The sequence below is a fragment of the Thiohalomonas denitrificans genome (genome assembly GCF_900102855.1).
Classification (GTDB): Bacteria; Pseudomonadota; Gammaproteobacteria; order Thiohalomonadales; family Thiohalomonadaceae; genus Thiohalomonas; species Thiohalomonas denitrificans.
Window position 1 is genome coordinate 167344 of sequence record NZ_FMWD01000006.1, and the last position, 19228, is coordinate 186571.

Below are 19228 nucleotides of genomic sequence, written 5' to 3' on the forward strand. Positions count from 1 at the left end.
AACCCTTCGGGCTCGGGGCCGTTTTGCCGCTGGACTGCGTTACAGCTTGCTCATGTGAAGCTGCCACACATCACTCGCTGCGCCTTGCCAGCGGACAAAACGGCCGCGAGCAGAACCGTGTTGGATTAATAGAAGTGCCCTTAACTTTTCTACCATTGAATGGTCAGTCGGTGACGGGCATTTGCGCTGATGGTCGTGTAAGATCCGCGCATTCATCTGAACCCACCTAATTGGAGCATTGAGGAAAGCCATGTCGAACAGGCATCTGTTTACCTCCGAGTCGGTATCCGAGGGACACCCGGACAAGATTGCGGACCAGATTTCTGACGCCGTGCTCGACGCCATCCTGGCGCAGGATCGCCAGGCACGTGTCGCATGCGAAACACTGGTGAAGACCGGCATGGTGCTTGTGGCCGGTGAAATCACGACCCATGCAGTGGTGGATTTCGAGCAAGTGGCACGCAACACGGTTCGGGAAGTGGGCTACAACAGCTCCGAGATGGGTTTTGACTGGGAATCCAGTGCGGTCCTCAATGCGGTGGGCAAACAATCGCCGGATATCGCCATGGGCGTGGACGAGACCGAAGCTCGTGAACAGGGCGCGGGCGACCAGGGGCTGATGTTCGGTTATGCGACCAACGAAACCGACGTGCTGATGCCGGCGCCCATCACCTTTGCGCACCGGCTGGTCAAGCGCCAGTCCGAGATCCGCAAGAACGGTACCCTGCCGTGGCTGCGCCCCGATGCCAAGAGCCAGGTCACCTTCCGCTACGACGACGGCAAGCCGGTCGGTATCGATGCGGTGGTCCTGTCGACGCAGCACAGCGCGGACATCGCCGAAAAGACCGTCCACGAGGCGGTGATGGACGAAATCATCCTGCCTACGCTCCCGAAGGAGTGGCTCGACAAGGATACCCGCTTTTATATCAACCCCACCGGCCGCTTCGTGGTCGGCGGTCCGATGGGGGATTGCGGCCTTACCGGACGCAAGATCATCGTCGACACCTACGGCGGTATGGCCCGCCACGGCGGGGGCGCGTTCTCGGGGAAGGATCCCTCGAAGGTGGACCGTTCCGCCGCCTACGCCTGCCGCTACGTGGCGAAAAACATGGTAGCTGCCGGTCTCGCCGACCGCTGCGAGGTCCAGGTTTCCTATGCCATCGGCGTGGCGGAACCCACCTCCATCTCCGTAGAGACCTTCGGTACCGGAAAGGTCACCCATGAACGGCTGGTCAATCTGGTGCGTGAGTTCTTCGACCTGCGCCCGCGGGGCATGGTGGCGATGCTCGATCTGCTGCGCCCCATCTACGCCAAGACGGCCGCTTACGGCCACTTCGGCCGTGAGGAAGAGGAGTTCACCTGGGAGCGGACCGACAAGGCCGACGCCCTCCGCGAAGCGGCCGGATTCTAAATCAGTAGCTAGTAGCTAGTTGCGAGGCGGTGACTGCCACCTGGGCGTGGGACTGCCTCTCCTGGCTAGCAACTCGCCACTCGCAACTCGCAACTATTCACCGTAACCCTGAGGAGCGCTGCAGCGGTTTTCCGTCAGGCTCAGGTTTTCGCGGTTTTCCTTGGAACAACGGCGCTCAGCGAATCAATGGAGCTTGCTTCATGAACGCTGTTCCTTCCGAGTTCTCGGATTATAAAGTTGCCGATATCTCCCTGGCCGATTGGGGCCGCAAGGAGATTGCCATTGCCGAGACCGAGATGCCGGGTCTGATGGCGCTGCGTGAGGAGTATGGTGCCGCCAAGCCGCTACAGGGCGCACGCGTCACCGGCTCGCTGCACATGACCATCCAGACGGCAGTACTGATCGAAACCCTGGTGGAGTTGGGAGCCGAGGTACGCTGGGCTTCATGCAACATTTTCTCCACCCAGGATCACGCCGCTGCCGCTATCGCTGCCGAGGGCATCCCTGTCTACGCCTGGAAAGGTGAAACCATCGAGGAGTACTGGTGGTGCACGGAACAGGCGCTTGCCTGGCCCGACGGCAAAGGACCCAACATGATCCTCGATGACGGCGGCGATGCCACCCTGCTGCTGCACAAAGGCGTCGAGTTCGAAAAGGCGGGCGCGGTGCCCGAGCCCCAGGCCGGTGACAACGAGGAGTACACCGCCGTTCTGGGCGTCCTCAAGCGTCACTTTGCCAACAGCACCAGCAAATGGACCGAGATGGCCGCCGGCATTCGCGGCGTCACCGAAGAGACCACCACAGGAGTGCACCGGCTCTATCACATGGAAAAGGACGGCACCCTGCTGTTCCCGGCCATGAACGTCAACGACTCGGTCACCAAGTCCAAATTCGACAATCTCTACGGCTGCCGCGAGTCGGTGATGGACGGCATCAAGCGCGCCACCGACGTCATGATCGCCGGCAAGACCTGCGTGGTGCTCGGCTACGGTGATGTCGGCAAGGGCTGTGCACAGGCTTTTCGGGGACTGGGGGCCACGGTGTGGGTAACGGAAATCGATCCCATCTGCGCGCTGCAGGCGGCAATGGAGGGCTTCCGGGTGGTGACCATGGACGAAGCGGCCCCACACGGTGATATTTTCGTGACCGCCACCGGCAATGAGGCCGTGATCACCCACGATCACATGGCAGCCATGAAGAACGAGGCCATCGTCTGCAACATCGGGCATTTCGATTCGGAAATCGATATTGCCGGGGTACGCAAGTACGAATGGGAGAATATCAAGCCGCAGGTCGACCACATCATTTTCCCCCCTACCGGGGACGAGCCGAACGGCAAGAAGATCACCATCCTTGCTGAAGGGCGTCTGGTGAATCTCGGCTGCGCCACGGGTCACCCGAGCTTCGTCATGTCCGCCTCCTTTACCAATCAGGTGCTGGCGCAAATGGAGCTGTTTGGCCGGGGCGACCAGTACGGGAAAAAGGTTTACGTGCTACCGAAGATCCTGGATGAAAAGGTGGCTCGCCTGCACCTGAACCGGATCGGCGTACATCTTACCCAGCTCAGCAAGGAACAGGCGGACTACATCGGCGTACCTACCGAAGGTCCTTACAAGCCGGATCACTACCGGTATTGAAGTGGCGAGTAGCGGGTAGCGAGTGGTCAGGGAGGTGGAACGGCTTCCACTTTCCTGGCCCTGCTCGCAACTGCTGACGCATCACTTGAGGGTTTGGAGCCATGGAATCCCAGAATCAGAATCCCGGGCACTTTTCATTCGAATTTTTTCCTCCCAAGACCGACCAGGGCAAGGCGAAGCTTGCCGATGCAGTCGACGAACTGAAGGTGCTCAAGCCTCGCTACGTGTCGGTCACCTTCGGGGCGGGGGGCAGTACGCAACAGGGCACCATTGAAACGGTACGCGACCTGATGGAGCGCGGCCTGGATGCGGCTCCCCACCTCTCCTGTATCGGGGCGACTCGCAAAAGTATACGCGAACTGCTGCAAGGCTACGTCGACATGGGAGTCAAGCGCATCGTTGCGCTGCGCGGGGACATGCCTTCAGGAATGCGCGAGCCTGGTGACTTTCAATACGCCAATGAACTGGTCGAATTCATCCGGCAGGAAACAGGCGATCGCTTTCACCTGGAAGTCGCCGCCTACCCGGAATTCCATCCCCAGGCAAAGAGCGCCGAGGATGATCTCGCCAATTTCAAGCGCAAGTGCGACGCAGGCGCCAATGCGGCGATTACCCAGTATTTCTACAACGTGGATGCGTACCTGCGATTCGTGGAAGACTGCCAGAAGCGGGGACTGGAACTACCGATCGTCCCGGGCATAATGCCCATCGTCAATTTTACGCAGTTGGCCCGTTTTTCCGATGCCTGTGGGGCCGAAATACCGCGCTGGCTGCGATGGCGGCTGGAGGGCCTGGGCGACGACAAAGAAGCCATTCGGGCCTACGGGCAGGACGTCAATACTGAACTTTGCCGCCGTTTGCTGGAGGCCGGAGCGCCGGGTCTGCACTTTTACACCATGAATCAGGCCGGTCCCACGACCGCTATCTGGGAGTCCCTGGGGCTTTCCTGACAGCACTACTCACCGCAGAGACGCAGGGTCGCAGAGGCGACTGCGTCCCGAAGTGCTCAACGAGATTAGAGAAGCGATGCGAATTCCCCGCATCTATCAGCCCGTCTCCCTTGTCACCGGCCAGCGCCTGGAGCTGGACGGCAATGGGGTGAACCACGCGGTTCGTGTCCTGCGCCTCAAGTCCGGGGCGCCGGTCATCCTGTTTAACGGCGAAGGCGGAGCATTCGATGCCGTTCTTGTCGAGGCCGAGCGGCGGCGTGCGGTCGTGGAACTGCGGACCTTTCGGGACGAGGAGACCGAGTCTCCGCTAGCCATCACGCTGGTCCAGGGAATCTCGCGTGGCGATCGCATGGATTACACCATTCAGAAGGCCGTAGAGCTGGGGGTCGCACGGATTGTCCCGGTCGTGACCGCGCGCACCGTGGTCGACCTGAAGGGAGAGCGTCGGGAAAAGCGCCGGGAGCGCTGGCAGGCCCGGGCGATCGCCGCCTGCGAGCAGTGTGGCCGCAACCGTGTCCCGGAGGTCGCCCCCATCCTGGCCCTGGACGAGTGGCTGGCGCGGCCGACGACAGCAGTGGATTGCTGGATGCTGGACCACCGCTCCGAGGCCGGCCTTGCGGTTGATTTGGCCGGGGCCGCAGCTACGCTGCTCATCGGTCCGGAAGGCGGCTTGACCGCAAACGAACGGAGTCTCGCCCTTTCCAGAGGCTACCGGGGACTCCGTCTGGGACCCAGAGTGCTACGCACTGAGACGGCTTCGGTCGTTGCGCTCACCATCATGCAGCATCGCTGGGGCGATCTCCGGTAGCGGCAACGCCTACTCAATGGAAGCGATGTAGTTGGCCAATGCCTCGATGTCCTGGTCCGTCAGATGCTGGGTCACCCGCTCCATACGCGCATCCGTGCGTCGCACCTCATCGGGAGCGCGCTCCGTATCGGTGTTCTCCCGGTAGCGCTTCAGGGCATTGATCATGAAATCCTTCTGCTGGCCGGCGAGGCGCGCATAACCGGCCTCCCCTTTCCCGTCCTTACCGTGGCAGTACTGGCAAACACTCTCGAAGATCTCTTTTCCCTGCCGCGCCTTGAAGGGATCGATCTCCTGATCACGCACCACCTCCTGATTGGCGAAATAGATGGAAATGTTTACCTTGTCTTCCAAGGTAAACTCCCTCGCCAGGGTCTGCATCACAAAATCCTTTCGGCGACCGTCGGCAAACAGATCGAACTGTTCCAGCAGATAGGCGGGATTCTGACCGGCCAGATTGGGGATTTCAGGGCGCTTGCTGTTGCCGTCATCGCCGTGGCAATTACTGCAGAAACTGACGCGCTGATGGCCTTTTTGAATCGCCCTCTTACGCTTGTCCGGGTCGCCGTTTACCGCTTCGATCAGCGAAAGCAGTCGCTCCCGCTCCTGTAAATGGGCCTCGTCCTGAGCGTTGGCCGAGGCGCTGAAGCAAAGTCCCGTTGCCAGACCCATGGAGATGATGGTCCGAATCGTTTTGGTCATGATGTCCTCGTTTCCCTGAAAAATCGCGAAATGCCGCCGTTTCAAAGACCCAGCCTGAGCAGCATCTGCTCCAGCACGTCAAAATCGGGGATAATGACGTCACCATCCGGCGTATGCATGTGACCGAGGGCGCCCGGCCGCTCGCCAGTCCGTGCGTTTTCCATGGTGTTGATGGTGTCGCGCTGCGCCCAGGTCAGGCGAGGAACACCAGAAGCCGCGACGGCGAGAAACGGCAGCTTCGGATTACCGTTCAGCGTATTGCACACCACCACTTTTTCGGGCGAATCGGTCGGGCCGTTTGCAGTGCCTACCAATCCCTCCAGGGTCAGTACGGGAACCGTAACGCCCCGCCAACGGAGCAGTCCCAGCAGCCAGCCGGGTCCATTAGTCAGCGGCGTCAACTCCCCAAACTCCGTCACTTCCGCGACCGCTGTGTAAGGCAAGAGCAATGCGCCGTTCTCAAGAGGGATGGAGAGGCAGCGAATCGCGTCCGCACTCTGTTGCTCTTCCCGTCCCGCTGCGGTAACAGGTGCTGTCATCCGGCCGTCTCCCCTGGTTCCGCATCAGCAATCAACGACTCGATGTTTTCCATGAGGTCACCTTCCGAATAGGGCTTGCCCATGTAGCGATCGACGCCGATATCCCGGGCCCGCCGGCGGTGTTTCTCTCCGGTACGCGAGGTAATCATGATGATGGGAATCCCTTTCAAAGTCTCCGAATTTCGGATGTGGGTGGCCAGCTCGAAGCCATCCATTCGCGGCATCTCGATGTCCAGTAACATCACATCCGGAATGGTCTCTTCGAGGACCGTCAGGGCATCGACACCATCCTTTGCAACCACGGCTTTCATACCGTGACGTTTCAGCAAGCGCCTGGTGACGGCGCGCACGGTAATGGAGTCGTCCACAATCATTACGGTCGGGACTGACGGGACGGGTATCGCATCCGAATCCCGCTGCTCCATGGCCCGATGCCGATGCGCAATACCGGTGCGGATAAGTGCCGATAGCTCCAGCACCAGAGCGATACTACCGTCGGCCAGAATGGTCGCCCCGGAGAGGGACTGGAGCGTACTCAGCTGGGGACCCAGAGATTTGACCACGACTTCGCGGCTGCCCTCGATCCGATCGACGATCAGGGCGATGCGGTGATCGCCGCTCTGTGCCAATATGAGGGGCTGCTTCTTCGCCTCAGACGGCACCGCCGCTTCTTCGATGCCGATCGCCTGACGCGGGTGCATCAGTTCATAGCTCTCTCCAAGCCAAGAATAGATCGGATGCTCCTGCCCCAGGAGCGCCTCGACTTCCGCAGGCTCCGCACGCGCTATGCCTTGCACGGACAGCAACGGAATGGCGAAGGTCTCTTCGCCGACATGAACGATCAGTGCCCGACTTACCGAAAGGGAAAGCGGCAGACGCACGGTAAATCGCGTCCCCTGGCCTTTCACCGAATCGATCTCCATCGAACCGCTCAACTGCCGAACTTCGCTGCTGACCACATCCATGCCGATACCACGACCGGCAACCTGGCTCAGCGTCGCGGCCGTCGAGAAACCCGATTCCAGGATAAACTGCACCACCTCCTGGTCGCCGAGATCGGCATCGGCTTCCATCAGCCCGCGTTCAATGGCCTTGGCACGAACCGCATCGGCATCGATTCCCCGCCCGTCGTCGAAAACGCGAACCACCACCTCGGCGCCTTCCCGTGACAGACCCACGGTAATTGAGCCGGCCTCGTCCTTACCGGCGGCAAGGCGCTCTTCAGGGGGTTCAATGCCATGGACAACAGCATTTCGCAGCATATGCTCAAGGGGTGCAATCAGACGCTCAACCACACGCCGATCCATTTCCACCCCGGCGCCCTGAAAACCGAGGCTCGCTTTACGACCGAGTTCCGATGCCGTCTGACGAACGATACGGCGCAGCCGTGGGGCGTTGTCCACGAGCGGGACCATCCGTGTCTGCATCAGGTTCTCCTGCAGTTCGGTATTGACCCGAGCCTGTTGCAGGAGAAGGGTCTCCGATTCCCGCTCGATCTCGGACATCATCCCCTTGATCGAGCCGATATCGCTCAAACTCTCCATCATCGCGCGGGAGAGCTGCTGCATGTTGGTGAAGCGGTCGAATTCCAGCGGATCGAAATCCTCGTACTCCTCGCCGGCCTCCTGATACCTCGCAGAGATCTGCGCCTCGGTTTCGATATCGAACTGGCGTAGCTGGTGGCGGAGACGATCTACCGTTTCATCCAATTCACTGATATTGTGGCCGAAGGAGTTTAGCCGCTGCTCGATACGCGATCGGTAGATGCTCACTTCGCCGGCATAGTTAACCAGGCTATCCATCAAGTCGCGCCGCACACGAACCATTTCATGCTGGATGCGGGATGATCGGCGACTCTCCTCCGCTTCCGTATCATCTTTCTCGCCCGGCTTTCCAGGGTAGCGAGCGGTCAGCTCCTTTATACTGTCGATGAGGTCCTGCACACTGCGAAGCGGAAGTTCGTGATGCTGCTGCTCGACGAGTACCGAAAGGCGTTCATGCACCAGGTGCATCAATCCGAAAAATTCATCGGACACCAGGACATGGCCGTCGCGAACGTTGGCCAGCAGCACCCCGGTGACCACAAGCAGATCGACCATGTTCTGAACATCGACTTCCCGGGCCAACTGCTCCAGACCGGCGCCGGCGGTTGCCAGGGCTTCATGCCGTTCGGGATCACTCGGCGCACGCTGCCAGTTATTGAGCTCGGCACCGAACTGTTCGACCAGCGCCATCGCCAGCCGGTAGAAGTCCGGAGCGGTTTCGGCATGCAACCATTCTGCTGTCTCTGCCGGGACGATGGCGTCTTCGTCCGGCTGCTGAAGTGAGGGATCCGGCAATATGGCTTTCGGTTCGTCGGGCGTTTCGGGCGCACGAAGCAGTTCTTCAATTCGCCGGATCAGCTCTTCGGCCGTCGTGACCGGTTGGCGTTCCCAGACCTGCTCCAGCATGTTCGAGAGTCGATCGTGCGCCTGCTGAATGACCTCGAGCAGTTCGGGGACGACCTGCGTGCGCCGCTCCAGCAGCGCTTCGAAAGTGGACTCGAGGGCGTGACTGAGATCGCCAATGGCGGTTATACCCGCCATGCGTGCACTCCCCTTGAGCGTATGCAGTTCACGCTGAAGCGACTGGACCAGCGCGTTCTCTCCGGGCGTCTTGAGCCACGACTGCAGTATGTGCTCACTGCTGTCGAGGATCTCGCGGCCCTCCTCCAGAAACAGTTCGAGAAGTTCGGGTTCCTCTCCCTCCTCGTTAGCGGCCCCTTCCGCTGCCAGGGAATCCGCCTCCGGGGGTTCTTCTCCGGTTGGTGTCGGCCTTTCGCCCTGGACCACTGCTTCAAGCCGCGCAATGACGTCCTTATCCACCTGAGCCGATTCACCGTTACGAACCTGCTCCAGCATATTCACCAGCCGATCGTGACCGAGCTGCAGTTCACCAAGCAGGGTCGGGGTCGGCGACAACCGCCCCTCGGTGATCGCCTCGTAAACGGTCTCGAGTTCATGGGAGAGATCACCCACTGCTGCGATGCCAGCCAGGCGAGCACTTCCCTTGAGCGTATGCAGCTGACGCTGGAGCTCCCGAACTGCCGTTCTGTCATCAGGCTGCGCTGTCCAGACCTCGAGGCAGCGCTCGCTCTCATCGAGGAGCTCGCTTCCCTCTTCCAGGAAGAGGTGAACCAGATCCGATTCGTCGTCGAATTCAGCCATTTCCGGCCGTTCGCCGGGAGCGATCCGAACCTCCTCCGCCTGGAGGCTGTCGCTGCCGGGAAGTAGACCTTCACTGGATTCTTGCAGATCCTTGAGTTTCGGGGCTGCTGGTTCATCCGACGCGGCCGAGGCAGGCACCTCGGCCTCCCCAGGTTCAGCGACCGGCGTATCGTCCGGTCGCCACTGCTTTTCCAGATGGCGGACGGAGGCGTAAAAGGCTTCGGCACGGCTTTGCAGGTCCCCGGCCGACGGCAACGGGACGGAGGGATCGTTCAAATGTATCAGCACACCTTCGACCAGGTCCCGACTCTCGTGCAGGACCGCGATCCAGTCGTTACTCAGGGGCTGGTGGACCGTCTGAAGTGCCTTGCTGTAGTTCTCCAGCGCATCGGCAATACCGGCGACCTCGGCTACGCCGGCAATACGCGAGCTGCCCTTCAACGTGTGCAGCGCCCGGACCAGGGGTTCGCTGGCATAGCGCACCCCCTCGGTACGGCACTCGAACAGGAACCGATCCATCGCGGCAAGGTGTTCCGCGGCCTCCTTGGCGTAGATATCAAGCAGCTCGGGGTCTGCAGTGATGGACGGCTTCGGCGCCCTTGCGGGCTCGACCGGTGCTCCCTCTTCCGGCAGCAAAGGCAGCTCACCACTCGTGAGTGCATCGGCGGCATCCGCCAGCGCCTGCACCTCGATGTCGGGCTCTATACCGGTTCGAAACTGTTCTACCAGGTGCGGGATCACCCGCTCGGCACGGTGTAACAGGTCAAACAGGACGGGACCGGGTTCGATGGCCCGGTCAATTACCTGGTTGAGCATCTTTTCGAAAGACCAGGCAAACTCACCCAGCTCTTCGGCGCCGACAAGCCGTCCGCTGCCTTTCAGGGTGTGAAAGGAGCGTCGATACTCGGCGAGGACATCATGGTCCGAGGGGTTGGCTTCCCAGACAGGGAGCAGTCTGGTGATTTTTTCCAGCTCCTCCTGAGCCTCTTCGAGAAAGACCGCTGTGATCTCTTCATCGATATCGTCCTCCTCCCCGTGTCCTTCCGCGTCCGGTCCCCTACTGCCGGTCTCATCCAGCGGCTCGGCAACAACAGCAGCGCCCGGCTCCTGTGGTAGCTCGTCGACCTCCGCCTCCTCCCCGGCAATGGAAAGATCCCGCGCACCGGCATTCATCCTCTCCAGGAACTCCCCCGTGGGGTATCCGAGCGCGGCGAGGGCATTTTCGGCAACATCGAGTACCGAAGCGGGGTGTACGCGGCTCTGGACAAAAGCCTCGAGATAGTACTCGACGCTCATTACGGCATCGGCCAGCTGGTCGAGTTGGCTGGTGTCCGGGATCGTCTTGCCGTTCAGGATTTCATCACGTACGTAGGCAGCCGACGCCTGCAGGATTCTGGCGACGCGTGAGTAGGAAAGCAGGTTCAGGCTCCCCACCAGGCGGTGAAAATCAGCAGGAAGGGAACTCAGCCTTCCGGTATCGCCGGGATTATCCAGATAGCCAGCGAGTAATTCACGGACCCGGATCAGATCACCCAGACTCTCTTTCATAACCTGCCGGACACCCCGCAGGTGTTCGGCTTCGGGGAATTGCCCCGCATACCCTCCGTTATCGTCGGCCTTTTCCACCGGTGTGCTCGAACCCCAATCCTGGAGGGTGGATTCCACCAGCAGCAGCGCGCCGGCCACGCCCATCAATACTTCATCATCGGGCGCGAGTTCTCCGAGACGAATGCGGCCAAGCACCTCCACCTGATCACGCAGTGCCTGCTGCAGATCCTCCTGCCGCAAAAGAACCAGCGTATCCGCCAGGCGAAGCAATCCATCGCCGATCGGCTGCAGGCTGTCCAGATCGGTCCTCTGGCCCCGCACGAAGACGTCGAGAATATCCTTGACTTGGGAGAGCTCTTCCATGATATCGGCCGCAACCGTCTTCTTGAGCTCCGCTGTCAGTCCGGCCGACAACCCCTCTTCCGGGAAGAAGCGGTCGAGACCGAAGGCATCCTTGATCCCCGCAACCATCGCACCACCGGCGGTGGCATGGCCGACGTGATACAGCAGCACGCGTGTCAACGCCTGGACTTGCCCGGCATTGGCTCCGGTCTCCCCCTTCTGAGACAGATACTTGACCAGCTGCTCCAGCTTGCCAAGCAGATGCTTCACTTCGCTGGATATTTCAAGCCCCTTCTCCGAGAGGGCTTCAACCAGCGCCGAACCCGCCCAAAGTGCCTGCCGAACGGGGATCTCGTCGGCAATTTTGAACAGGGCGCCGAGGACCTTCCGGAGCGTCTGCAGACTGGTTGCCGTTTCGCGGTCGCGCAGCAGGTTGGCAAGAGCCGTCTGGTAGTGGGGGCGGGCTTTACGAGCAACCGCCTGCAGATTGCCGGCGGACTCCCGACTCGGCGGCCGGATGCTCAGATCGGGATGAAACACCGACAACTCGGACCATTCGGCTTCGCCCCGCAACCGGCGCATCTCGTTCACCAGCGGTAGTAGCGGCAGAAGCGTGTTGGGCCGACCGCTTTGTAAACCATCGAGATAGTCCGGCAACTCCAGGATGGCACGCATCAGTGCCTCTTCAGCCCCTCCCGATTCACTATCAGCCGACACCAGCTCGCCGTGCTGTAGCGCTCGCGCGAAGGTCTCGACCTCCGCCAGGAACTGTGCAGCCGCAGACAACTCGACCATTTGCAGGGTGCGTTGCACCTGATGCAAGGCATCGACGCACGCGTCCAACTCACCGGCATCCTCAGGCGCATCAGCGAAGGATTCCAGCGCCTGGCGGGCGTCATTGAGTGTTTCGTCCAATTCACCCTTAATCCAGGCCAGGGTGCTGACGTCAAATGTCTCCGCTGTCTGCATGATGCAGTCCGTCAGACCGGCAACTTGAAGCCGGAAACCGATTTCTTGAGATCGTCCGCGAGTTCCGCCAGATTCCCGATGGAAGCTGCGGTCTGGTCCGTGCCATCCGAAGTCTGCGTAGTGATCTCCTGGATGACATTCATGGTATCGGTGATATTGACCGCCGCACCCGCCTGCTCCTTGGTGGCATCGGTAATGTTGTGGATCAGATCAGCCAGGCGGGTCGATACCAGTTCGATCTCGCCGAGTGCCGAACCGGCGTCCTCGGCCAGTTTGGCACCGGTAACCACGCCGGAAGTACTTTGCTCCATGGAAATGACGGCTTCATTGGTATCCGTCTGGATGGTCTTTACCAGCGCTTCGATCTGCTTGGTCGCATCGGCCGAACGCTCTGCAAGACGCTGTACCTCGTCCGCCACCACGGCAAAACCGCGGCCGGCTTCGCCGGCCATAGCCGCCTGAATCGCTGCGTTCAGAGCGAGGATATTGGTCTGCTCGGCGATGTCGTTGATCAGCCCCACGGTATCGCCGATTTCCTGGGAGCTCTCACCGAGACGTTTGATACGTTTCGAAGTCTCCTGGATCTGCTCACGGATCGAACCCATGCCGTCGATAGTGTTCTGTACCGCGATGGACCCCTTCTTGGCGATCGCCACCGATCGCTGTGACTCCTCGGCAAGCTGGTCCGCATTGACCGATACGCCCTCGATCGATACCGCCATTTCCCGAATCTTGGATGAAGCCGAGGCGATCTCGTGTGCCTGACGCTCGGAGGCTTCGGTCAGGTGGGTGGCCGTTGCGCGTGACTGATCGGCCGCCTGACTGACCTGGGTAGCCGTGTCATTGATAGCTGTAACGAGCGTACGCAGTGCCTCGATGGCGTAGTTGACCGAGTCGGCAATGGCGCCGGTGATGTCTTCAGTCACTGTCGCATCGACCGTCAAGTCACCATCCGCAAGGTCGCCCATCTCATCGAGCAGCCGCATGATTGCCTGCTGGTTACGCTGGTTGTGACCTTCGGTGGCGCGCCGTTCGGCTTCGGTGTGGGCGAGGCGCCTTTCGCCTTCCCGTTTGAGTTTGAAACCGAGCGCAAAAAGCAATAGCAGCGCGACGACACCGAAGATGTTACCGAGCATCGAGTTGATGGTGCGACTGTCGATGTGGTTCAGGTAGGCGTTTTCGAGCGTGGTCAGCGCCTGCAGGAGAGGTTCACTGGTATTCAGAACGACCTGGGCCGCCTCGGAGACTTCGAACATCTCGGGACTGGATTCGAGAATGGCGCCCATCTGTTCACTGAATTCTGCGAACAGGTCCCCGACCTCTTCGAGCTTGCTGCGAACTTCCTGGTCCTCAACGCGGTCGATGTTCATCTCTGCGTCACCGTCGAGCATCCCCCGGATGACACCCCCGAAGAGATTGGCATCGCGACCGAAACGGTCGGCGGCGGTTACCGCACCGGTATCACCTTCCAGAATCCGGTTGACGTTGTTGATGATACGCTGACTCAGCATTAATTGCCGGCTGGCCAGGTAGATTTGCGTACCCGGGAGTTCCTTTTCGGTCATCAGGGTGGCGACTTCATCAGTGAGCACCAGCATCTGCGACGAACTTTCATTGATGTCCTGCACAATGCCGCGCAACTTCGTTACCACCGCCCCACTCTTGTCGATGGTTTGGATATTGTTATCAAAGCGCTGCCACAGGAGCTCCACCCGCTCGAGTTCCTCGCTGACGCTCTCCGGTGACGGAGGCAGGCCCGTTTCCGGGTCGCCGGATTGCAGGACTTGAAGCGATTCGGCAAATCGATCGCGGTAGTTCTTCAGCTGGGAATAGGTCTCTGGTTTTCCTTGTGTCGCCTGACCCGCGAATTTCGTGATCTGCTGCGAAAGCACTCTCTGTTCACCCAGCAGACCGATGTACTGCTTGTCGTTGGTATCTTGTATACCAACGCGCCAGGAGACGGCGCCCATCAGCCCCACGAAAACGAGCAGCAAGACGATAATGACCGCAAGGCCCTTTCCCCCAGCGCTACTCGAGCCCTTATCGTTACCCTTCAAACCCATTTCTCCCGCTCCTAAAGAAACTCCGAAAAACGAAACAGCGCGCCCTCGGCACCCTACCGTCAGGCGGCGACGTGCATGAATTCGTCACTTTCGACCAGGGCATGCAGGTTTACATGGCCCCAGATCTCCTGATTCTGACGATAGATACCGTTGATGAAACGGCGGATAAACTCCGGAACCGCTTCGGCACTGTCGCTGAAATCCTCGTCGAGAAAGTGGCGCAGTCCAAAGACCTCATCGACCAGCAGCCCTGCACTGACCGTACCGTTGTTAACCACCAATACCCGCGCACTCTGCCGCATGGGCGTCGATTTACCCACAAGCAGACCTTTCAGATCAGTGACCGGGAGCAGATTACCGCGCACGTTGGCGATGCCTTTCATCCATACCTTGGCCCCCGGAACCCGGGTGAGCACAGGAAAGGTCAGGATCTCCCGAACGACTCCCAAAGGCGCCACCAGATGCGCATCACCGACCCGAAACCCGATGCCTGCCCAGGTGGTCTGGATCTCGACCTGCTCAGGAAGACCGCGGGCATTGGCCCGGCTGCGTCGCTCGATATCCCTCAGCAGGTCGAAGGGTGTCTTTTCCGTATCCGCTGCCATGCCGTTCTCAGGCGCCCAGCACCGAGTTCACCTTCTCCACCAGTTCGTCTTCGGCTACCGGTTTGGTGATGTAGGCCTTTGCGCCCTGGCGCAATCCCCAGACACGATCGGTCTCCTGATCCTTGCTGGTGACAATGATGATCGGGATCTCGGCAAGTTCAGGGTCTTTGCTGATCTTTCGTGTGGCCTGAAAACCGTTCATGCCGGGCATCACAACATCCATGAGGATCAGGTCCGGCTTGAACTCCTTGGCTCTACTGATGCCGTCTTCGCCGTTTTCGGCGATCTCGATAATATGCCCCAGCTTCTCGAGTACGGAACGAGCCACATGAATTTCCGTCGGCGAGTCATCGACAATCAGGATCTGCGCCATAACTGGTCTCCCGTTTTTAAGTTAGGCGATTCGGCAAATGCCGCTTTTCGTTATACTTGGTTAACTGCTCAATTCGGGTTCAGTACGTGCTCTTTGATGGCACCAAGGAGTTCCTCCCTGGTAAAGGGCTTGGTGAGGTACTGCTCCGAACCCACGATACGGCCCCGCGCCCGGTCGAACAGCCCATCCTTGCTGGAGAGCATGATCACCGGAACTTTGCTGAATTTCTTATTGTGCTTGATAAGGGCACAGGTCTGATAACCGTCGAGGCGCGGCATCATGATATCGACAAAGATGATGTCCGGCTCATGGTCGGCGATTTTGGCGAGCGCTTCGAAGCCGTCATTTGCCGTAAAGACGGTACAGCCCTCCTTCTTGAGAAGACTCTCAGCGGTGCGGCGAATGGTCTTGCTGTCATCGATGACCATCACCTTGATCTGGTCCGCGGTCCTGCTCCGAGCTGCTGCTTCCCCTGACACGCTCCCTCCCGGGTCAACCACTATTCGCTGTTGCAGGCTTCATCCTATCGGAACACGCCCACCTTGAACAGATTTGAAAGAGCACCGGTAGTGCTTGGCTTTTGTCGCATAAGGGCCACATAATTTGTAGACCTTGCGAGACACTGCCCATGCCGGCGAATTATCTCATGCAGGTCCGTTGCTGCTAAAATCCGACCAATTCATTCAACAACTTAAGAGTTCCTGCCAAGAATGATTGTAAATCAACTGGATGCCGTTCCGCACCTGACAACTGCCCCGACCGGTCCTCTCCTTCTGCTTGAGTCGCACCTTTTGGAGAATCAACCGCGGATCGAGTCCTGGTTTCGCAGTCAGTTCCTGCAAACGCCGGCCCCTTTCTACGCCTCGGTGGATCTGCGTAATGCAGGTTTCAAGCTGGCGCCGGTAGACACCAACCTCTTCCCTGCGGGCTTCAACAATCTCAGTTCTGCCTTTGAGGGACTGTGCATTCAGGCGATCCAGTCGGCCATGGAACGCATTTACCCCTCGGCGACCCGGATGCTGCTGATCCCCGAGAGCCATACCCGTAATCTCTACTATCTGGAGAGTCTGGCTACCCTGCAGGATCTGATTGGCAAGGCGGGATTCGAGGTACGGCTCGGTTCCCTGCTGCCCGACCTCGAGGCTTCCCAGACCCTCGAACTGCCATCAGGTCGCAAGGTGCACCTCGAACCATTGCGTCGCGAAGGAAACAAAGTGGGTGTGGGCAACTTCTTCCCTTGCGTGGTGCTGCTTAACAACGACCTGTCCGGAGGACGCCCTCCCGTTCTCGAAAACATCGAGCAGCCCTTGATTCCACCGCTGGAACTCGGCTGGTCGAATCGCATCAAGTCGGAGCACTTCGGCCATTATCGCACGGTGACCAACGAGTTCGCCGAACTGGTGGATATCGATCCCTGGCTGATCGATCCGCTTTTCCGCAACTGCGGCGAAATCGATTTCATGAAGCGTGAGGGCGAGGACTGTGTAGCCAGAAATGCCGGAGCCCTGCTCAACGCCATTCAGGAGAAATACGACCGGTACGGGATCGCCCAGAAACCCTACGTGGTGGTAAAGGCGGAATCAGGTACCTATGGCATGGGTATCACCACTTTGCATTCCCCCGAAGAGGCGCATGAACTCAACCGCAAGCAGCGCACCCGCATGTCCAAGACCAAGGAGGGACAGGCGGTCTCCCGCGTCATCGTCCAGGAAGGGGTGTACACGTTCGAGACCTGGGGCAATCCGGAAGCCGTGGCTGAGCCGGTGGTCTACATGATCGACCATTTTGTGGTCGGCGGTTTCTATCGCGTGCATACGGGCCGCGGCCGTAACGAAAATCTCAATGCCCCGGGTATGCATTTCGAGCCGCTGGCTTTCGCGGAGGTGTGCAATAACCCCGACTCCCGCGAAGACCCCGATGCCGGCAAGAACCGTTTCTACGCCTATGGCGTCATCGCTCGCCTCGCCTTGCTCGCGGCGGCGCGCGAAGTTGCGGAACACATGGGAGACGAGACAAAATGACGGTTACGGTCGGGGTGGTGATGGATCCCATAGGAGCCATCAGCTACAAAAAAGACAGCACGCTGGCGATGCTGCTGGCGGCCCAGCGCCGCGGCTGGGAATTGCGCTATATGGAACAGCGGGACCTGTTTCTGCGCGACGGCATGCCATCGGCGCGCATGCGTCCACTCCGGGTCCACGCCGATCCACACCACTGGTATGACCTGGAGGAGCCGGCAGTGCACCCGCTGGGCTCTCTGGACGTGATCCTGATGCGCAAGGATCCGCCCTTCGATATGGAATTCATCTACACCACTTATCTGCTCGAGCGTGCCGAGGAAGCGGGCGCGCTGGTGGTGAATCGTGCCGCTTCCCTGCGGGATGCCAACGAAAAGCTCTTTACCGCCTGGTTCCCGCAATGCACTCCACCCACACTGGTTAGCCGCGATGCCGATGCTCTGCGCGCCTTTCATGCCGAACAGGGTGCCACCGTGTTCAAGCCACTGGGTGCCATGGGCGGGGCCTCCATCTTCAAGGTGGAGGGGGCGGATACCAACCTCAATGTCATCATCGAAACCCTCACCGGCAACGGCACCGGATTTATCATGGCGCAGCGCTTCGTGCCGGAGATCCGTGCCGGGGACAAGCGCATCCTGCTCATCGACGGCGAACCGGCGCCCTATGCCCTGGCGCGCATTCCCGCCCAGGGCGATATTCGCGGCAATCTGGCAGCGGGCGGTCGCGGCGAGACCATACCCCTGAGTGCCCGCGACCGCTGGATTTGCAAACAGGTAGCGCCGAAGCTGCGGAAAATGGGCCTGATCTTTGTCGGACTGGACGTCATCGGCGACTTTCTGACCGAAATCAACGTCACCAGTCCCACCTGCATCCGCGAACTGGATGCCGCCTGCGACCTGGATATCGGGGGACAGTTGATGGACGTCATCGACCGCAAACTCGATAGGCGGGCAACTGGAAAAGCTCACCACTGAGGACAGCAACAGGTCATTCGCGCGGTTCTCTTGACCACAGGGGAAGAGCAAGGCCCCGCGTCATCAGCGGCGATCGGGACCCTCCCTGCCCTCAGCGGTCGGAAAATCCGCGCGACACCTCACGACCCGAGGGCTTCGGCCCTGTATAATCACCTCATGGCCGAGACGCTTCCCCCGCCACCCCAGTTCGAGCCCGGCAATGCCGACCGCATCGGGCTGACGCTGTTTTTTGCCGTAGCATTCCACGCCCTGGTGATCCTGGGCGTGACCTTTGATCTCGAGGACTTCACCAATCCCGAGCCCCGGCCGCTCTCCCTCGATATCACACTGGTCCAGAGCAAGAGCGAAAAGGCCCCGGAAGAGGCGGATTATCTGGCACAGGCGGATCAGGAGGGCGGGGGCAGCGTCAAGGAGAAGGTCAGGCCCTCCAGCGCCGTCTCCAACCGCCGGCCGACGCCGGAGAAAGGGGATGCCGAACGTACCCGCGCACCCAGTTCGCCCCCGCCCCGGCCGGAGCGCTCCCAGGTGATAACCGCCCCGGAAAGCCGGATCCAGATGGAATCCGCCGACAAGGTCCCACCCAAGGCCCGGCCCGATATGCCGACAGCGGCGGACCTGCTCAGTCGGAGCCGGGAGGCTGCCCGGCTCTCTGCCGATATCCGTCGCCGTCAGCAATCCTATGCGCAGCGACCGAGACACACGTACATTTCGGCAAGCACTCGGAAATACGAGCATGCGGCGTATGAAGAACACTGGCGGCGCAAGGTGGAGCGCATCGGCAATCTGAACTATCCGGAAGAGGCCCGACGCAAGGGACTCACCGGCAGTCTGATGCTGGATGTGGCCATCAAGCCGGATGGCACTCTTCACAAGGTCGAGGTCCGGCAGTCCTCGGGAAAGAAATCGCTCGATGACGCCGCCGTCCGCATTGTCAAAATGGCAGCGCCATTCGCCCCGTTCAGCGATGCCATGCGTCAGGAAATGGATATATTGCATATCATCCGGGTATGGCAGTTCGAATCCGGCAACCAGTTCGGCACCCGGTGATCCGATCCCGGGCTGCAAAGAAAAAGACCCCGGCAGATG

Annotated in this window: 14 protein-coding genes and 1 riboswitch; of the genes, 7 read left to right on the plus strand and 7 right to left on the minus strand. The window is 60.0% G+C overall.

Annotated features, from left to right (window positions below; translation table 11 throughout):
* Nucleotides 1-250: 250 nt before the first annotated feature.
* The 4 genes from metK (at nucleotide 251) to BLP65_RS10900 (ending at nucleotide 4806) form a co-directional block, all read left to right on the plus strand.
* Nucleotides 251-1411, plus strand: a complete 1161-nt coding sequence (metK, locus tag BLP65_RS10885) for a methionine adenosyltransferase (protein ID WP_092996785.1) — start codon at nucleotides 251-253, stop codon at nucleotides 1409-1411.
* 104 nt (nucleotides 1412-1515) lie between these two features.
* A riboswitch (S-adenosyl-L-homocysteine riboswitch) is annotated at nucleotides 1516-1595 on the plus strand.
* 16 nt (nucleotides 1596-1611) lie between these two features.
* Nucleotides 1612-3048 carry an adenosylhomocysteinase gene (ahcY, locus tag BLP65_RS10890; RefSeq protein WP_092996788.1) on the plus strand — a complete coding sequence of 479 codons (1437 nt, stop codon included), beginning with the start codon at nucleotides 1612-1614 and terminating at the stop codon, nucleotides 3046-3048.
* 101 nt (nucleotides 3049-3149) lie between these two features.
* Entirely contained in the window at nucleotides 3150-3998 is an 849-nt protein-coding gene (gene metF, locus BLP65_RS10895; protein WP_092996791.1) for a methylenetetrahydrofolate reductase [NAD(P)H], read from the plus strand.
* Nucleotides 3999-4074: 76 nt separating this feature from the next.
* Nucleotides 4075-4806: a 16S rRNA (uracil(1498)-N(3))-methyltransferase gene (locus BLP65_RS10900; RefSeq protein WP_092996794.1), complete on the plus strand. Its 732-nt coding sequence runs from the start codon at nucleotides 4075-4077 to the stop codon at nucleotides 4804-4806.
* Between the two features lie 9 nt (nucleotides 4807-4815).
* Here the strand turns inward: BLP65_RS10900 and BLP65_RS10905 are convergent, their stop codons facing one another.
* The 7 genes from BLP65_RS10905 to BLP65_RS10935 all read right to left on the minus strand — a co-directional run bounded on the left by BLP65_RS10905 (nucleotide 4816) and on the right by BLP65_RS10935 (nucleotide 15578).
* Nucleotides 4816-5505 carry a c-type cytochrome gene (locus BLP65_RS10905; protein ID WP_139181489.1) on the minus strand — a complete coding sequence of 230 codons (690 nt, stop codon included), beginning with the start codon at nucleotides 5503-5505 and terminating at the stop codon, nucleotides 4816-4818.
* A gap of 41 nt (nucleotides 5506-5546) precedes the next feature.
* A complete protein-coding gene (locus tag BLP65_RS10910) occupies nucleotides 5547-6044 on the minus strand; it encodes a chemotaxis protein CheW (protein ID WP_092996800.1) in 498 nt (165 codons plus the stop codon).
* Nucleotides 6041-12109 (minus strand): hybrid sensor histidine kinase/response regulator, encoded by a 6069-nt coding sequence (locus tag BLP65_RS10915; RefSeq protein ID WP_092996803.1) that lies wholly within the window; start codon nucleotides 12107-12109, stop codon nucleotides 6041-6043. The genes BLP65_RS10910 and BLP65_RS10915 overlap by 4 nt, the downstream gene beginning before the upstream one ends.
* A gap of 11 nt (nucleotides 12110-12120) precedes the next feature.
* Nucleotides 12121-14166, minus strand: coding sequence for a methyl-accepting chemotaxis protein (locus tag BLP65_RS10920; RefSeq protein ID WP_217631969.1), 2046 nt, complete (start codon nucleotides 14164-14166; stop codon nucleotides 12121-12123).
* Nucleotides 14167-14231: 65 nt separating this feature from the next.
* Nucleotides 14232-14777, minus strand: coding sequence for a chemotaxis protein CheW (locus BLP65_RS10925; RefSeq protein ID WP_092996809.1), 546 nt, complete (start codon nucleotides 14775-14777; stop codon nucleotides 14232-14234).
* 7 nt (nucleotides 14778-14784) lie between these two features.
* Nucleotides 14785-15150 (minus strand): response regulator, encoded by a 366-nt coding sequence (locus BLP65_RS10930; RefSeq protein WP_092996812.1) that lies wholly within the window; start codon nucleotides 15148-15150, stop codon nucleotides 14785-14787.
* A gap of 68 nt (nucleotides 15151-15218) precedes the next feature.
* Entirely contained in the window at nucleotides 15219-15578 is a 360-nt protein-coding gene (locus BLP65_RS10935) for a response regulator (protein WP_092996815.1), read from the minus strand.
* A 282-nt stretch (nucleotides 15579-15860) separates the two neighbouring features.
* Between BLP65_RS10935 and gshA the strand changes: the two genes are divergently transcribed.
* The 3 genes from gshA (at nucleotide 15861) to BLP65_RS10950 (ending at nucleotide 19189) form a co-directional block, all read left to right on the plus strand.
* A complete protein-coding gene (gene gshA / locus BLP65_RS10940; RefSeq protein WP_092996818.1) occupies nucleotides 15861-17171 on the plus strand; it encodes a glutamate--cysteine ligase in 1311 nt (436 codons plus the stop codon).
* On the plus strand, nucleotides 17168-18142 hold the full coding sequence (gene gshB / locus BLP65_RS10945) for a glutathione synthase (RefSeq protein WP_092996820.1): 975 nt from the start codon (nucleotides 17168-17170) through the stop codon (nucleotides 18140-18142). The genes gshA and gshB overlap by 4 nt, the downstream gene beginning before the upstream one ends.
* Before the next feature lie 156 nt (nucleotides 18143-18298).
* The gene (locus BLP65_RS10950) at nucleotides 18299-19189 is read left to right on the plus strand and encodes an energy transducer TonB (protein ID WP_092996823.1); all 891 of its coding nucleotides are present in this window, start codon (nucleotides 18299-18301) and stop codon (nucleotides 19187-19189) included.
* The last annotated feature ends 39 nt before the right edge of the window (nucleotides 19190-19228 follow it).

What these genes read in the sequence shown, in the direction of transcription:
- metF (WP_092996791.1), top strand. Translation starts at nt 3,150, where the DNA reads ATGGAATCCCAGAATCAGAATCCCGGGCACTTTTCATTCGAATTTTTT.
- BLP65_RS10900 (WP_092996794.1), top strand. Translation starts at nt 4,075, where the DNA reads ATGCGAATTCCCCGCATCTATCAGCCCGTCTCCCTTGTCACCGGCCAG.
- BLP65_RS10935 (WP_092996815.1), bottom strand. Translation starts at nt 15,578, where the DNA reads ATGGTCATCGATGACAGCAAGACCATTCGCCGCACCGCTGAGAGTCTT.
- BLP65_RS10910 (WP_092996800.1), bottom strand. Translation starts at nt 6,044, where the DNA reads ATGACAGCACCTGTTACCGCAGCGGGACGGGAAGAGCAACAGAGTGCG.
- BLP65_RS10915 (WP_092996803.1), bottom strand. Translation starts at nt 12,109, where the DNA reads ATGCAGACAGCGGAGACATTTGACGTCAGCACCCTGGCCTGGATTAAG.
- BLP65_RS10905 (WP_139181489.1), bottom strand. Translation starts at nt 5,505, where the DNA reads ATGACCAAAACGATTCGGACCATCATCTCCATGGGTCTGGCAACGGGA.
- gshA (WP_092996818.1), top strand. Translation starts at nt 15,861, where the DNA reads ATGATTGTAAATCAACTGGATGCCGTTCCGCACCTGACAACTGCCCCG.
- BLP65_RS10925 (WP_092996809.1), bottom strand. Translation starts at nt 14,777, where the DNA reads ATGGCAGCGGATACGGAAAAGACACCCTTCGACCTGCTGAGGGATATC.
- gshB (WP_092996820.1), top strand. Translation starts at nt 17,168, where the DNA reads ATGACGGTTACGGTCGGGGTGGTGATGGATCCCATAGGAGCCATCAGC.
- metK (WP_092996785.1), top strand. Translation starts at nt 251, where the DNA reads ATGTCGAACAGGCATCTGTTTACCTCCGAGTCGGTATCCGAGGGACAC.
- BLP65_RS10930 (WP_092996812.1), bottom strand. Translation starts at nt 15,150, where the DNA reads ATGGCGCAGATCCTGATTGTCGATGACTCGCCGACGGAAATTCATGTG.
- ahcY (WP_092996788.1), top strand. Translation starts at nt 1,612, where the DNA reads ATGAACGCTGTTCCTTCCGAGTTCTCGGATTATAAAGTTGCCGATATC.
- BLP65_RS10950 (WP_092996823.1), top strand. Translation starts at nt 18,299, where the DNA reads ATGGCCGAGACGCTTCCCCCGCCACCCCAGTTCGAGCCCGGCAATGCC.